The organism is Xanthomonas hortorum pv. cynarae, assembly GCF_002939985.1.
Lineage (GTDB): Bacteria > Pseudomonadota > Gammaproteobacteria > Xanthomonadales > Xanthomonadaceae > Xanthomonas > Xanthomonas hortorum_D.
Genome location: NZ_MDFM01000037.1, coordinates 26,013 through 41,418, shown reverse-complemented (window position 1 = coordinate 41,418; position 15,406 = coordinate 26,013). Strand labels below are relative to the sequence as shown.

11 protein-coding genes are annotated in these 15,406 nt (G+C 62.3%); 6 read left to right on the top strand and 5 right to left on the bottom strand.

Going from position 1 to position 15,406, the window contains the following annotated elements:
- Positions 1-462 precede the first annotated feature (462 nt).
- From XcyCFBP4188_RS19570 to galA, 3 genes are all read left to right on the top strand, one after another.
- Positions 463-3,150: a TonB-dependent receptor gene (locus XcyCFBP4188_RS19570; protein ID WP_104592674.1), complete on the top strand. Its 2,688-nt coding sequence runs from the start codon at positions 463-465 to the stop codon at positions 3,148-3,150.
- 160 nt (positions 3,151-3,310) lie between these two features.
- Entirely contained in the window at positions 3,311-4,522 is a 1,212-nt protein-coding gene (locus XcyCFBP4188_RS19565) for a glycoside hydrolase family 53 protein (RefSeq protein WP_006449178.1), read from the top strand.
- Positions 4,519-7,086 carry a beta-galactosidase GalA gene (galA, locus tag XcyCFBP4188_RS19560; RefSeq protein WP_104592673.1) on the top strand — a complete coding sequence of 856 codons (2,568 nt, stop codon included), beginning with the start codon at positions 4,519-4,521 and terminating at the stop codon, positions 7,084-7,086. The genes XcyCFBP4188_RS19565 and galA overlap by 4 nt, the downstream gene beginning before the upstream one ends.
- A gap of 43 nt (positions 7,087-7,129) precedes the next feature.
- Here the strand turns inward: galA and XcyCFBP4188_RS19555 are convergent, their stop codons facing one another.
- Positions 7,130-8,293 (bottom strand): mandelate racemase/muconate lactonizing enzyme family protein, encoded by a 1,164-nt coding sequence (locus tag XcyCFBP4188_RS19555; protein WP_006449176.1) that lies wholly within the window; start codon positions 8,291-8,293, stop codon positions 7,130-7,132.
- 28 nt (positions 8,294-8,321) lie between these two features.
- The gene (gene dctA, locus XcyCFBP4188_RS19550; protein WP_006449175.1) at positions 8,322-9,620 is read right to left on the bottom strand and encodes a C4-dicarboxylate transporter DctA; all 1,299 of its coding nucleotides are present in this window, start codon (positions 9,618-9,620) and stop codon (positions 8,322-8,324) included.
- A 172-nt stretch (positions 9,621-9,792) separates the two neighbouring features.
- On the opposite strand from dctA, the gene XcyCFBP4188_RS19545 reads away from it, so the two are divergent.
- Positions 9,793-10,710 (top strand): LysR family transcriptional regulator, encoded by a 918-nt coding sequence (locus tag XcyCFBP4188_RS19545; protein ID WP_104592672.1) that lies wholly within the window; start codon positions 9,793-9,795, stop codon positions 10,708-10,710.
- 43 nt (positions 10,711-10,753) lie between these two features.
- Here XcyCFBP4188_RS19545 and XcyCFBP4188_RS19540 read toward each other — a convergent pair whose 3' ends face one another.
- Positions 10,754-11,467: a TetR/AcrR family transcriptional regulator gene (locus XcyCFBP4188_RS19540; protein WP_282433395.1), complete on the bottom strand. Its 714-nt coding sequence runs from the start codon at positions 11,465-11,467 to the stop codon at positions 10,754-10,756.
- Between XcyCFBP4188_RS19540 and XcyCFBP4188_RS19535 the strand changes: the two genes are divergently transcribed.
- The gene (locus XcyCFBP4188_RS19535; RefSeq protein WP_074056970.1) at positions 11,445-12,194 is read left to right on the top strand and encodes an SDR family oxidoreductase; all 750 of its coding nucleotides are present in this window, start codon (positions 11,445-11,447) and stop codon (positions 12,192-12,194) included. The two genes, XcyCFBP4188_RS19540 and XcyCFBP4188_RS19535, sit on opposite strands and share 23 nt — an antisense overlap.
- 113 nt (positions 12,195-12,307) lie before the next feature.
- Here XcyCFBP4188_RS19535 and XcyCFBP4188_RS19530 read toward each other — a convergent pair whose 3' ends face one another.
- On the bottom strand, positions 12,308-13,063 hold the full coding sequence (locus XcyCFBP4188_RS19530; protein WP_428977251.1) for an NADPH-dependent F420 reductase: 756 nt from the start codon (positions 13,061-13,063) through the stop codon (positions 12,308-12,310).
- Positions 13,064-13,086: 23 nt separating this feature from the next.
- Positions 13,087-14,415, bottom strand: coding sequence for an NtaA/DmoA family FMN-dependent monooxygenase (locus XcyCFBP4188_RS19525; RefSeq protein ID WP_104592669.1), 1,329 nt, complete (start codon positions 14,413-14,415; stop codon positions 13,087-13,089).
- Between the two features lie 144 nt (positions 14,416-14,559).
- On the opposite strand from XcyCFBP4188_RS19525, the gene XcyCFBP4188_RS19520 reads away from it, so the two are divergent.
- A complete protein-coding gene (locus tag XcyCFBP4188_RS19520; protein WP_006449169.1) occupies positions 14,560-15,186 on the top strand; it encodes a TetR/AcrR family transcriptional regulator in 627 nt (208 codons plus the stop codon).
- The last annotated feature ends 220 nt before the right edge of the window (positions 15,187-15,406 follow it).

The following is a 15,406-nucleotide window of genomic DNA, read 5'->3' as shown; positions in this document are numbered from 1 at the left end:
GTCGGAGATATCGGTTGGATATGGCTTACGAGGCTTCATCCGTATACGTTATCGTGACAAGGGCAAAGTTCATAACACGCTCTAGGCAGCAGACAAGGCTGCGCATGCGTTCTAGTGCAACCTTTAGTGGCCGTGTCGCCACTAACGCCACAACTGTGACGGACGGTTCGCTATCGCTGCACTGCAGCATTCCAACGTGAGATAGCTCACGCAAAATGCTTCATTGGAATGGAATGGCTTGCGCTTCTACCCTGAAGCGGACACATGCAGGACAGGGGGACGCCAACATGATCGACTCGATGATTGTTGCAGCGTCGCGCAACCGCACACTTGGCTTCAACCGCAGCAACGCACCACCTCAGTCATGCCCGCGCGGATGCGCCAGAAGCGCCCCTGCGCCAGACGGCCGCAGCAACGGCCACCATCTCCATTCGGTAACTTTGTCCTGGGAGGGATCAAACGATGCCCGTTCACCACACCGGCCACTCGGCCAGCCGGCGCCTGCGCCGCACCCCTGCGCGCGACGTCCTCTGCACCACCATCGCCTTCGTTCTGGCCAGCGCGTTCAGTGCGCACGCACAGGACAGCGCGCCTGCGCCTGCCGCAGCGCCGGCCAGCGACAGCGCGACCGCGCCGCCGCCGGTCACGCTCGACAACATCACCGTGATCGGCCAGCGCGCCAGCCTGAATCAGGCAGTGCAGGCCAAACAGATGTCCGATCACGTCATGGAAGTGATCTCCGCCGACAACATGGGCCAGATGCCCAATGTCACCGTGGCCGAAGCGCTGGTGCGCCTGCCCGGCGTCAACGGCACCCGCGACCGCGGCAACGAAAGCCTGGCCACCGTGCGCGGCCTGGGCCCGCGCATGACCATGGGCACCGTCAACGGGCGCGAAATCGCCTCCTCCGAACCCAACCGTGCCGTGCGCTGGGAAGTGTTCCCCACCGAGATCGTCTCCACCGTCAAGGTCTACAAGACCCAGTCGGCGGATCTGGTGGCCGGTGGCCTTGCCGCAACGGTGGACATCTCCACCATCAGCCCGCTGGACTACACCGGCCCGGGCTTTGTCGGCACCGCCGGCCCGGTGTTCTACGACCACGCCAAGGACGTGGACGGCTACACCCCGTGGGGCAACCGATTCGGCGCCAGCTGGGTGCACAAGATCAACGACAACCTGGCGGTTGCGCTGGGCGCCACTTATCAGAAGCAGAAGAACTCCAACTCCTCGATCGGCAGCTGGGGCTACACCGATGCCACCACCTCGCGCGATGTGGATGGCGACGGCACCGTGGATCCCACGCCATTCGGCGCGGCCGACCAGCTCAAGCTGACCGACCAGACCCGCACCGGTGCGATGGGCACCGTGCAATGGCGCTCGGGCAACTTCGAGTTGAAGTTCGACGGCCTGTATTCGCGGATCGAAATCGACGAAGACCAGTTGCAGAACTGGTTCAACGGTCTGGCTTTCAGCACCTTTTCGACCGGTGCCAATCCGTACACCACGCCGGGCTCGTCCTACACCATCGTCGATGGCGATGTGGTCGCCGGTACGCTGGCCAACTCGAACCTGCAGGTCGACCATGTGGTCAGCCACTACAACGAGGTCAAGACGCTCACCGCCGGTGGTTTGAACGCCAAGTGGAACGGCGATGTGTGGACGCTGGGCAGCGACCTGTCGTTCTCGCAGGCCAAGCGCGACAACACCTGGCAGGCGGTGCGCTTCGGCAGCAATCCGGACACCGTCTCGTTCGATTTCCGCCGCAGCGTCACCCCCACCATCAGCACCAGCTCGGACACGCCCGAATACGGCATCGCCGGCCAGACCGAGCCGCAGGCGCTGCGCGACAAGATTGCCGCACTCGCGCTCAACGCCAGCCGCGCGATCGATGCAGCGGCCTTCACCTCGCTGGAATTCGGCGTACGCGCCGCGCGTCGCGAAAAGCAGAACCGCCGCTTCATCAGCAATCAATCCGGCTACGACCAACCGATTTCGGCGTATCAGGGCCTGATCTATCCGGTGACCATGCCGGACTTGAACGTGCCCACGCTGACCGGCGGCAACATGGACGCCATCGCCGAGATCGGCTTCGGCGGCTTCGATCCGAGCACGCTCGACGAACAACTGCTCGACCACTGGAACGTCAAGGAAGACGTGCGCGAAGCCTTCGCCAAAGCCGTGTTCAGCTCGCAGGTGTTCGGCACCGATGTCACCGGCAATATCGGCGTGCGCCTGGTCAACACCAAGACCACCAGCGACGGCTTCGATTCGGTCGGCAACACCGTGCAGGCCAGCACCGACAGCAAGGAATACACCGACGTCCTGCCCAGCGCCACCGTCAACTTCCTGATCGACGATCAACGCATCCTGCGTTTCGCAGTGGCCAAGGTCATCGCGCGTCCGCCGCTGGACGAGTTGCGCACCGGCCGTCGCCTGGACGACCCCACCGTCACCGTTGGCCAGCTCACCGGCAGCGGCGGCAACCCGCAGCTGGATCCGTTCAAGGCCACCCAGGTCGATGTGTCCTACGAGTGGTACTTCCACAAGGAAGCGCTCGCGGCGATTGCGGTCTACCGCAAGGAAGTGGATTCCAGCATCGGCTACCGCACCGACCGTGAAGTGATCAACGGCCTGGATTACCTGGTCAGCGCGCCGTTCAATGGCGGCGGCGGGCATATCAACGGTGTGGAGCTCACATTCCAGACGCCGTTCTACTTCATCCCGCACATGGAAAACTTCGGCGTCTATTCCAACTTCTCGCTGGTCGATTCCAACCTCAAGGAATTCTCGCCGGTCGACAATCCGTTGCCGCTGAGCGGCCTGGCGCGCAAGACCGGCACCTTCGATCTTTGGTACAGCAACGGCAGCTTCGAGGCGCGTGTGGGTTACAAGTACCACAGCCCCTACACCGTGGTGTACGGCTGGAATGCGGCGCGTCTTGCGCGCTTGCAGAGCGAAGGCACGGTGGATCTGAGTCTGAACTGGCAGTACAGCAAGCAGCTCAGCTTCCGCTTCCAGGCCGGCAATCTCACCAACGAACCGCTGCGCGCCTACACCGACAACAAGCCCAATCGCCTGGCCAATCAGGACGACGGTGGCTACCAGGTGTTCGGTCGTCGGTATGCGCTGGAGGCCAGCTACAAGTTCTAAGCGCGGCCGACACCCTTGCTGCGTGACCGTTACACAGGTGCGGTCGGTGCGTGGAATCGGATCGGTTATCGACGCTCTGATTCCGCGCACCGTCCGCACGTCAGCACCGCTGCGTGCGGCATGCTGTCACCCGTTCCACGTTTTTCTGTCGAGGAATTGCATGCGCTCTACACGCCGTCTCTGGACGCCCGCGCTACTGGCGCTGGCCATCTCCACCTTCGCACACGCCGCCCCGGCCCCCGCCACGTTGTATCTCGGTGCGGACCTGTCCTACGTCAACGAGATGGAAGAGTGCGGTGTGCAATACCGCGAGAACGGCGTGGTCAAAGACCCGTTCGAACTCTTCCACGCGCACGGTGCCAATCTGGTGCGTGTGCGGCTGTGGAACGACGCACGCTGGACCCGCTACAGCGACCTGTCCGACGTCAAGAAGACCATCGCGCGTGCACGCGCGCAAGGCATGCAGGTCTTGCTGGACCTGCACTATTCCGACGATTGGGCCGATGGCGAAAAACAGCTGATTCCCAAGGCCTGGGCCAGCATCACCGACACCGATGAGCTGGCGCGCACGTTGTATGGCTTCACCTACGACACGCTGAGCGCGCTCGACCGTGCCGGCCTGATGCCGGAACTGGTGCAGGTGGGCAACGAAAGCAATTCCGATCTGATGGACAGCATTCCCTGGGACAAGAAGCGCCCCATCGACTGGCAACGCAACGCCAAACTGTTCAATGCCGGCATCAAGGCCGTGCGCGATATCAGCGTACGCTCCACCATCAAGCCACGGGTGATGCTGCATATCGCCCAGCCGGAGAATGTGGAACCGTGGTTTGCCGCCGCCACCAAGGCCGGCGTTACCGATTACGATCTGATCGGCATCAGCTACTACCGCAAATGGTCGACCCAATCGATGGCCGAGCTGGGCAAGACCATCAAGCGCCTGCGCGGCCGCTTTGATGCCGACGTGGTGGTGGTGGAAACCGCGTATCCGTGGACGCTGGAGTCCGGAGACACCTCGCACAATCTGCTCGGCCAAGACTCGCTGATTGCCGGTTACCCGGCCACACCGCAAGGCCAGTCCAAGTACATGATCGATCTCACCCAGCTGGTCATCGACACTGGCGGCGCCGGCGTGGTGTATTGGGAACCGGCATGGACCAGCAGCAGCTGCAAGACGCGCTGGGGCACCGGCTCGTCGTGGGAAAACGCCAGCTTCTTCGACTTCAAGCATGACAACGAGGTGTTGCCGGCGATCGATTTCATGCGCCACCCGTATACGGGCGTGCCTGCATCGCGCAAGCCGGCAACAGGCAAGCCTGCTTCGACCGAACAAGACCAAGCTGCCGACGCCAGCAAGAGGACGCAGCCATGACCGGCATCAATCGCCGCGAGCTGCTGCGCGGCATGCTGGCAAGCGGTGTGAGCGCCGCTCTCCCCGTCGGCGCAGCCGGCGCGTTAGTGCCCGCCATCGCCGGTGCAGCGCCAGCCGTAGATAAGAACGCCATGCCGCTTGGCGCGCTTGGCGATGCAACGCTGGCACCGCGCGAACGCCTGCTATTCGACTTCGGTTGGCGCTTTCATCTCGGCCACGCCAGCGATGCGTCGCGCGACTTCGAGTTCGGTACCTTCCAGCGCACCTTCGCCAAGGCTGGCAAGGACACCGCGACCGCCGCGCAACTCGCTTTCGACGACAGTGCCTGGGAACTGCTGGATCTGCCGCACGATTGGGCCGTCACCCTGCCCTTCCGCCAGGAACCCATCTCGGCCACGATCACAGAAGAAGACCCGGCCGCCGCGCACGGCTACAAACCGCTGGGCACGAGCTTTCCGGAACACAGCGTGGGTTGGTATCGCCGCACGCTGCAGATTCCCGCAAGCGATTTGGGCAAGCGCATCAGCCTGGTGTTCGACGGCGTGTTCCGCGACTGCATCGTGTTCTGCAACGGCCACATCGTCGGGCGCAATGCCAGCGGCTATTGCGGCTTCGAGGTCGACCTCAGCGAAGTGCTCGACTACGGCAAGCCCAACCTCATTGCCGTGCGCTTAGATGCCACGCTGGGCGAAGGCTGGTTCTACGAAGGCGCCGGCATCTATCGCCATCTGTGGCTGCAAAAGACCGACCCGCTGCATCTGCCACAAGACGGCGTGTTCGTGCGCAGCACCGTACAAGGCGACAACGCAACCGCGCAGGTGTCCACCGAAGTCCGCAACGACGGCACCGCACCGCGCCAGTGCAACGTGCAAGCGCGCGTGACAGCACCGGATGGGCGCGTCGTCGCAGAAGCGGTCAGTGCAGCGGTCACCGTTGCACCGGGCCAGGTGCAGGTTGTCGAACAAACCGTGCCGCTCGGCCAGGCCGCGCTGTGGTCGATCGATACCCCGCAGCTCTACGGCCTCACCACCAGCGTGCACAGCGACGGCAACGCGGTCGATGCGCTAGTGACGCCGTTCGGCGTACGCAGCATTGTCTTCGATGCGCAGCGCGGCTTTCTATTGAACGGTGCACCGCTCAAGCTGCACGGCACCAACAATCACCAGGATCACGCCGGCGTTGGCACCGCCATCCCGGACAGCCTGCACGAGTGGCGCCTGCGCCAACTCAAATCGATGGGCTGCAACGCCTATCGCAGCTCGCACAATCCGGCTACGCCCGAACTGCTCGCGCTATGCGATCGCCTGGGCATGTTCGTGATCGAAGAAACCCGGCGCATGTCCAGCGACCCTGAAGCGATGGGCGAACTGGAGACGATGGTACGGCGCGGGCGCAATCATCCCAGCGTGATCCTGTGGTCGCTCGGCAACGAAGAACCGCAACAGGTCACCGAGCGCGGCGCACGTATCGTGAGCCGCATGCAGCAACGCGTGCGTCAACTCGACCCCACCCGCCCCACCACCTTTGCCATGGACAAGGGCTTTGGCGATGGTGTTGGCCAGGTCGTCGATGTGGTCGGTTTCAACTACCGCACCAGCCAGATGGACGGCTTCCACGCGCAATACCCGAACATTCCGATCTACGGCAGCGAAACCGGCAGTACCGTGTCGGTGCGCGGCAACTACCAGCGCGACGATGCACGCGGCTATACCCGCGCCTACGACCTGGACCACCCGTGGTGGGCGAGCACTGCCGAAGCCTGGTGGAGCTACGTCGCACAACGTCCGTACATCGCCGGCGGCTTTATCTGGACCGGCTTCGACTACCGCGGCGAACCCACACCGTATAACCGCTGGCCGAATGTCGCCTCGCAATTCGGTGTGCTAGACAGCTGCGGGTTTCCAAAAGACAACTACTGGTACTACCGCGCGCAGTGGACCAACGAACCAGTGCTGCATCTGTTTCCGCACTGGAACTGGGACGGCCTGCTGCAGCCCGACGACAAGGGCCGCGTCGCCGTCTGGTGCCATACCAATCTCGACGCGGTGGAACTGCTGGTCAATGGCGTCAGCCAGGGCCTGCAACACGTGCCGGCCTACGGGCATGTGGAATGGCGCGTGGCATACGCACCGGGCGTGATCGAAGCGCGCGGCTATCGCGGCGGCAAGCTGGTGCTCACCGAACGTCGCGAGACAGTCGGCAAGCCGGCTGCGATCCGCTTGAGTTGCGATCGCAAGGCATTGCGCGCCGATGCCGAAGATGTGGCAGTGGTAAAGGTCGAAATTGTCGATGCACAGGGCCGCGTCGTTCCCACCGCCGATACGCCGGTGCAATTCTCTTTACGCGGCGCAGGCAAACTGATCGGCGTCGGCAACGGCGACCCCAGTAGCCATGAGGACGACAAGGCACCGCAGCGCAAAGCGTTCAATGGCTTGTGCATGGCGTTGCTACAGGCAACTAAAAAGCCCGGCGACATCATCTTGCAAGCGACTGCTCAGGGCCTGACTCCGGCGACCCTGCGCGTGACTGCCCAAGCGACCAAACCACGCGCAGCAGTCACCTGACTCAACTCGCCCCGTGGGTCACGGGGCGAGGCTGGCTCAGTCCTTACTCGGCGAGCTCGCGCATGACCTTGATCAGGTCGGACTTGCCCTCGAAACCGATGCCCGGCAATTCCGGCATCACGATGTGCCCGTCTTGAACTTTTACGCCATCCGGAAACCCGCCATACGGCTGAAACAGATCCGGATAACTCTCGTTGCCACCCAAGCCCAACCCTGCAGCAATGTTGAGCGACATCTGATGACCACCGTGCGGGATGCAACGCGCGGGCGACCAACCGAACTGCTCGAGCACCTCCAGCGTGCGGAGATATTCCACCAGGCCGTACGACAGCGCGCAGTCGAACTGCAGATAGTCGCGATCCGGGCGCATGCCGCCGTAGCGCAGCAAGTTGCGTGCATCCTGGTGGGAGAACAGGTTTTCGCCTGTGGCCATCGGCCCTGGATAAAATTCGCTCAGGCTGGCTTGTAGCGCATAGTCGAGCGGATCACCGACTTCTTCGTACCAGAACAGCGGGTAGTCGCGCAGCATCTTGGCATAGGCGATGCCGGTCTCCAGATCGAAGCGGCCGTTCGCATCGACCGCCAGACGCGCCTGGCCGCCAATTTCCTCAAGCACCGACTCGATCCGGCCGCGGTCCTCGTCGATGGAGGCGCCACCGATTTTCATCTTGACCACGTTGTAACCGCGATCCAGATAGCCACGCATCTCTTTGCGCAGGGCGCTGTTGTCCTTGCCAGGGTAATAGTAGCCACCGGCTGCATAGACAAAGACGCGCGGATTGGCTTGCCGGCCTTTCATCTGCGCCAGATAACGAAACAGCGGCATGCCGGCAATCTTGGCGGTGGCATCCCAGATCGCCATATCCAGCGTGCCCACCGCCACGGAGCGCTCGCCATGACCGCCCGGCTTCTCGTTGGACATCATCGCCGTCCAGACCCTGGAAGGATCCAGATTGTCGCCGGCGTCGTTGCACAACGCAGCGCTCTCGGCTTCCAGAATGCGATCGCGAAACCGCTCGCGTATCAGTCCGCCCTGTCCATAGCGCCCATTGGAGTTGAAGCCGTAGCCGACGACCCGACGGCCGTCGCGCACCTGATCGGTGACCACCGCTACCAGACTGGCGGTCATCTTGGAAAAGTCGATGTAGGCGTTACGGATCGGCGAGGAAATCGGCTTGGTGATTTCGACGACATCGATGATACGCATTGGGTAGTCTCCCGCGAGGTGTAGTGAGTTATGGATCGGTTGAAGAGGCCGCGACAGGCATTGGCTCGCCCGCCTGTTGACGACGAATGATTTCCCGGGTCTTGGAGATATCCAGCGCGCCATCCCACTTGGCGATCGCAAGCGTGGCAACACTGTTGCCGATCAGATTGACCACCGCCCTGGCCTCATTCATGAAGCGATCGACGCCCAGCAGAAGCACCAGCCCTGCAACAGGCACCGTGTCGATGGTGGAAAGCGTTGCGGCCAACGCGACAAAACCCGCGCCAGCGACACCAGCGGATCCCTTCGAGGTCAGTAGCAACACCCCAAGCAGTGCGATTTGTTGATAGACCGGCAGCGGTGTATTGGTCGCTTGCGCGACGAAAATGGCCGCCATGGTCAGATAGATACAGGTGCCATCCGCATTGAAGGTGTATCCAGTGGGCAGAACCAGGCCAACCGTCGATTTGCGCACGCCGGCAAGTTCGAGCTTCATCATCATGCGCGGCAGAACGGCTTCGGTCGAACAGGTTCCGAACGTGACAAGCAGTTCGTCCTTGATGAAGCGGAGAAGGCGCAGCAGCGGAAAGCCGGTCCACCGTGCAATCGCTCCCAGCACCACGAAAACGAACAGTGCCGAGGTCACGTAGACGGCCAACATCAAATGCCCAAGCGACCACAGGGTGGCCAGGCCATACTTGCCGATCGTGAAAGCGATGCCTGCCCCGGCACCCAGCGGCGCGAGCCGCATCACCATGTTGATCATCTTGAACAGCGCCTGCAGCCCGTTATCGATGAGATCGACCAGCGGCTTGCCACGCTCGCCCAGCTGCAACAGCCCTACTGCAAACAGCACCGACACCAGAATGACCTGCAGCATGTTGCCCTTGGCAAAGGCATCCACCAACGTGGTGGGAATGATGTTCAACACAAAATCCACCATGCCCGCGTCGTCTTTTGCACGATCCACATACTGGCCAATCGCGCTGCTGTCGATCGAGGCGGCATCGATGTTCATGCCATCGCCCGGCCGGATGATGTTCACCACGACAAGACCGATCGCCAGCGCCAGTGTCGAGACGACCTCGAAATAAATCAGCGCCTTGATGCCGGTTTTTCCGACCTCTCTGACACTTCCCATCTTGGCGATCCCGACCACGACCGTTCCAAAGATGATAGGTGCCAACAGCATCTTGATCAGCTTGATGAAACCCTCTGCAACAGGTTGCATGACCACGCCCAGGTGCGGCCAGACATAGCCCACCAGGCCACCAATGACGATGGCGATCAAGACCTGCACATAGAGTTGGCTCAACACCCCTCTCATGCCACTTCTTTTCTGCATGATCGCCCGCTCCCGTCGACATGCGAATTCACCGGATTTGCCGCTTGCTGGACGACCTGCGTGTCGAGGCGTTGCAAGCTCGAGTCAGAGCGTAAGGGGCACTCCCCAAGCGCTGCCAATGCCTTTTTTATGCGCTTGATGCACAATCGGCATCATGGAACTGACATGGCTCGAAGACTGCCTGGCGTTGGCTGACATCCTCAATTTTTCGCGCGCGGCACAGCGTCGCTTCGTCACCCAGCCGGCCTTCAGTCGGCGTATTCATTCCCTCGAAGAATGGTTGGGCACGCCGCTGTTTACGCGTTCGCGCAAAGAGGTGCTGATGACACCGGCTGGAGAAGCCTTCGTTCGCAAAGCATCCGGATTGGCCGCGGCGATTTACGCCGCGCGGCAGGAAGCGCTTGAGGTCGCGGGACAACAGCGGCCTGCGTTGGCATTCCTTGCCACACATGTTCTCTCCTTCACCTTCTTTCCGGCCTTTGTAAGACGCATCGAATCGAACACCGGCATCGGCGCGTTTCAGCTGGTCTCCGACACGCTCAGGGCGTGCGAAAAACTGATGCTGCAAGGGGCAGCGCAATTCCTGCTGTGCCACCATCATCCGCGCATGCCGCTTGGGCTGAATCCCGAACACTTCGAGCGAGTTGTGGTGGGCAGCGATGTGCTGCAACCCTTCAGTGCACCGAAGGAAAATGGCGACGGCCACCCACGCTGGTCGCTCGATTCCACCGATACAATGCCCTTGCTGTCTTACAGCGCAGATTCCGGGCTGGGCCGCATCATCGCCGGGCATCCGGCGTTCAAGGACGTGGAAGCACGTCTAACGCCTGCACTCACCTCCGATCTTGCCGCGACCTTGCTGGCCATGTGCCGCTCCGGTGGCGGGGTGGCCTGGCTGCCGCGCACGCTGGTGGAAGAGGAGATCGCCAAGGGGCGGCTCGTCCATGCAGCGCCCGGACACACGCAGTGGGATATCAGCATGGAGATCTGTCTGATACGGCACATCGGCAGCTTGTCCCAGCAAGCCGAAGACATGTGGCAAAAGCTCAAGCAGGGCAAGTTGGAGCACTAACACACGTGGCGCTGCACGTTTCCAGGCTGCAAGCCTAACGCCGTTATCCGCTTGCGGGCCGGCCCGGCGCTCCCGCGCACAACCCCTCCATGACCGTCTCCATCAGCCAGGTCAGGCGGGGCTGCCAGTTCTCGGTGGCGTCTATCTGCCAGATCCCCGCAATGGCCAGGAAGAACTTGTCTGTGGTGATCCCCGGACGGATCGTCCCGGCCTTCTCATTGGCATCGAGCAGCAGTTGCGCGGCAGCGATCACGGGCGCATAGCCTGCGTTGCCCGCGCATTCTTTCGCGTTGGCAACTGTCCGCAGTGCATCCGCCAGACCCGCCTTGGTGATGGCGTATTCGGCCAGGCGGTTCATCCATTCGCGGAGCGCTTGCTCCGGCGGGAGCGTCTTCAGCAGTTGCTCGGCTACACCGGTGACCTGCAGCATTTCGTGGCGATAGACCTCGATCACCAAGGCCTCCCGGGTCGGGAAGTGCCGGTAGAAAGTCCCCTGCCCGACACCCGCCTTCTTGGCAATTGCGCTCAGTGGAACATCGGCAGAGCGCACCAATTCCGCAAGCGCGACGGACAGCAGGCGCTCCCGGTTCTGCACTGCATCAGATCGCTTTAGCTTCTCCACACCCCAACCCTTTAATGAACTCGTTGACAAACGGACAATTGTCCGCCAATGTTTTGGGAAGCGGATGACTGTCCGTTTTGATTTTACCCCTTTCCGCAACCAGGAGACATCCGTGAAGAACAGCGGCAATACCATCCTCATCACCGGCTCGACCTCCGGCATCGGACTTGGGCTGGCGCTCCGGCTCCAGCAGGCTGGCAACAGGGTCATCGTTTCCGGACGAAAGAAGCCGCTGCTGGATCAGATCACCGCCGAGCATCCGGGCCTTGACGCACTCGAAATCGATGTCGCAGACGCCGACTCTGTGGTCCGGGCAAGCCGCGTGGCGGCCGAGCGCTATCCCGGCTTGAATGTCGTGATCAACAATGCCGGCATCATGCCGAGCGAGAACGTGTTCAAGCCAGACTCCTTGAAGGCCGCCGAAGAGGCGATCGCCATCAACCTGCTCGGCACCATCCGCATGACCTATGCATTCTTGCCGCAACTTGCCGGCAACACTGACAGCGTCATCATCAACGTCAGTTCCGCATTGGGCTTTGTGCCGTTCCCGGCCGCGATGAGCTACAGCGCCAGCAAGGCCGCCGTGCACTCCTTCACCGAAGGCTTGCGGGTGCAACTGGCCGACAGCAACGTGCAAGTCATCGAGCTGGTACCGCCGGGCGTTCGCACCAAGTTGTATGGCCAAGGCAACGACGAGCACGCCATGCCCCTGGACGAATTCCTCGACGAAGCACTGGCGCTTTTGCATGCAGAACCCACACCGAAGGAAATCGTCGTGGAACGTGCCAAATTCCTTCGCGATGCTGCCGCCAACGGCAGCTACGACGAGATGCTGGGAATGCTTTCTGCGGTCACGTTTTAAGACGGTGGCAGAACGGTCGAGTCGTCAGCACCGCGCTCCCGCTGTGCTGACGACAGTGGCTCATCAACTCTAACGTGAGCCTGGGACGCAGATACCGCTTCTGCGCATCGGAGTCAGCGCGCCGCACTCACTGCGCGATTGCGCGCAACGATCGTCTCATGACTTGGCGGTGCGTCGCCGCCGAAGAACTTCGCCATCAAGGCGTCGCGATGACGCGGTGCATCGCCTTTTACCGCAGCCTTGAGCGCTGACGCCAATGCGGCAACCGAAAGCTCGGTGCAATACGCAGGCGTGCCGGGCTGCAGCCGCCATGAATCTGCGAGATTCCCCGCATCGACCGAGTCGAACCCGGCATCGTCCAGCAGCTGCTGCGCGATCGCCTTGCCGGCCAGGCTGTCGCCCGCCACCGGGATGGCAATCCGGTTCTCCGTGCCTGCCGGCTTGCCGCGCTCGGCCAGCGTCTTGGCGAGCACGGCATTGAACGCCTTGATGATGGGCCGGCCGAGTTGCTCGCTCGACCAGACGCTTTCCAGCTTGCCGTCCTCGACTTCCGGGATCCGGGTGCCAAGCTGCGGGTAGTAGTTCGACGTATCGATCACCACCACCTCCGCAGGCACGGTGGAGAACAGGCCGGCAACCTCGGGAATCTTGACAAACGGGATCGACAACACGATCACCTCCACGTCCTCGACCGCCGCTGCAGCGGTGACAGGCTCGGCGCCGATCTTTTCGGCCAATTCGCGAATGCTGTCGGGGCCTTTGGATCCAGCCAGTTTGACGATGTGCCCTGCTGCTACGAATTTGCGCGCCAACGTGCCACCGATGTTGCCTGCGCCAATGATGCCGATTTTCATGTTCGCTCCATTCAAAAAAATAGATGGGGTTTTGTTGCTCAAGCAGTGATGCGTGGATCGCGGCCGTACTGGGCAGATGCGCCCAGATGGTCGCGAAGCGTGCGGCCCCGGTAATCGCGATGAAACAGACCGCGCGCTTGCAGGATCGGGACGACGCCATCGACAAAGGCGTCGATGCCGTCGTCGTTGATATCCGGCGAAATCCAGAAGCCATCGGCCGCATCTGCCTCGAACCAGGCCTGCATGTGATCGGCCGCCTCGACCGCCGGGCCCACAATCACCGGGTGATAATCGATGACGCCATGCGCCAGAATGTCGCGCAGGCTCCAGCCCTCACGCGCGATCTGCAACGCCTTTGGCGAGCGAGGATCCTGCGATGACGGGCGTGCCGCAGCCAGTTGCGCCGGCGACAGCGGCCGGTCGAGCGCAGTGGGATCCAGACGCACCCCGAGCATCTGTTGCAGGTAACCCAGCCGCTGAGGAAACGTCTGCGCGGTCAGTGCGATCCGGCGATCCAATGCCGCGCGGCGATCCGGCGCAATTGTCGTCATCAGCCCTGGAATGAACTTGATCTCGTCCGGATCGCGGCCGGCCTGCTCGGCGGCATGACGGAACGCCGCACGCTGCGCCCGAGCGTCTTCGATACTGAAACTGGCACCGATCACGGCACTGGCATAGCGTCCGGCCAGCTTCAGCGCGTTCGGGCCGCCGCCCGCATGGAAGATCACCGGCTGTCCCTGCTCGGAGGGTGGGATATACAACGGCCCACGGGACCCGACGAACTTGCCCTGCAGGTTGATCGGCGCAATTTGCGCGGCGTCGGCAAACCGCCCAGCGGCCTGGTCGTGCAGCCAGGCGTCCTTTCCCCAACTGCCCCACAAGGCCTGCACCAGTTGCACGACCTCGTGCGCGCGTGCGTAACGCTCAGCGCTGGATGGAAGTGTTCGCCCGTAGTTCGCAGCGACATCCTCGCCACTGGAGGTCACCGCGTTCCAGCCGGCACGCCCATGACTCATGATGTCCAGCGCCTTGAATTGCCGTGCAAGATTGAACGGTTCGTTGAACGTCGTTGAGCCGGTGGCCACCAGACCGATACGCTCGGTGCCGCGCGCCACCGCAGCCAGGGTCATCATCACGTCCAGATTGAAGTGCGGCGCTTCGTTGTCGATATCGGCAACGGCACTCGGGCCATCCGGCAGGAAGATGAACTGGAATTTCCCCCGCTCGGCGGCTTGCGCCTGGCGCACGCGGGCATCGAAGCTGATGTAGTTGGTCGGGTCGACCCACGGCATGCGCCAGGCCCCTGGTTGGGACCCGTACCCATTGCCCAGATGCAGGCCAATGATCATCGTCTTGGACGTGCGCATGCGTTTCTCACCCTGTGGCTGTGGTGCGTGAGTCGGCCGGCGACTAGCCAGCGAGTCGACGAACGTGGCCATCTTTCGTTTGCAACGCCTTGTGTTGCACAGCGCCCGCAAAAGGAGAGCCCCTCCGTTTGTTGCGAGAAATATATGGAGATACACTCCGGATATCAAGCGCCAGACCTGCCGACCATGCCCCCCGACGTTCAGCCACGCCCTCCCCGAGCCGATGCCCAACGCAACAAGACCCACATTCTTGAGGTGGCAGGCGAAGCCTTTGCCGAGGAAGGCATCGACGTATCGATGGACAGCATTGCCAAGCGAGCAGGCGTTGGCCCGGGGACGTTGTATCGCCACTTCCCTACCCGCGACGCCCTGCTGGCAGCGCTACTCGAAACGCATTACGCCAACCTTGAGCAAGTGCGCACCGCCATTACCGCCGAAGAGCGTGACCCGGGGCGTGCGCTGCAGCGATGGATTGAAGCGCTGGGAACCTGGATGAACGCCTACGAAGGCCTCCCGGAACCGCTCCGTGCCGCATGGTCCCAACCCAGTTCGGTGTTGATGCCGACGTGCACCTCCATGGTCGAGGCCTCAAGCGTTTTTCTTGAGGCTGCACAGCGCTCTGGTCAGGCGCGGGCAGCGTTGACCGGCCGCGACATCTTTCTTGCCGCGCTTGCGATTGCATGGGCAGGAGCTGCAAGCGGCGGCGCGGACAGCGACGCCCGGCCGGTGCTGCTGGAGGTCTTGCGCTCAGGGTGGGCGCTTCCGACTTAGAGCGGCCAACAAAAGCGACTGCGCGGTTGCGCGTCACCATGCAAGCGGTGCGCAATAACGCAAACCGAGCAATTTGGACACGCCTGGGAAGCTCTGGACAAGGCGGTTCACAATGCAGGTTCGCCACGTGGTCTGAATGCGGCGATTTCTGGCTCCATCGCTTCGCTTGACGCGTCTCAATCCCGCCAAACTCCGTCACCCCGGATGCTTCCCCTCGCGG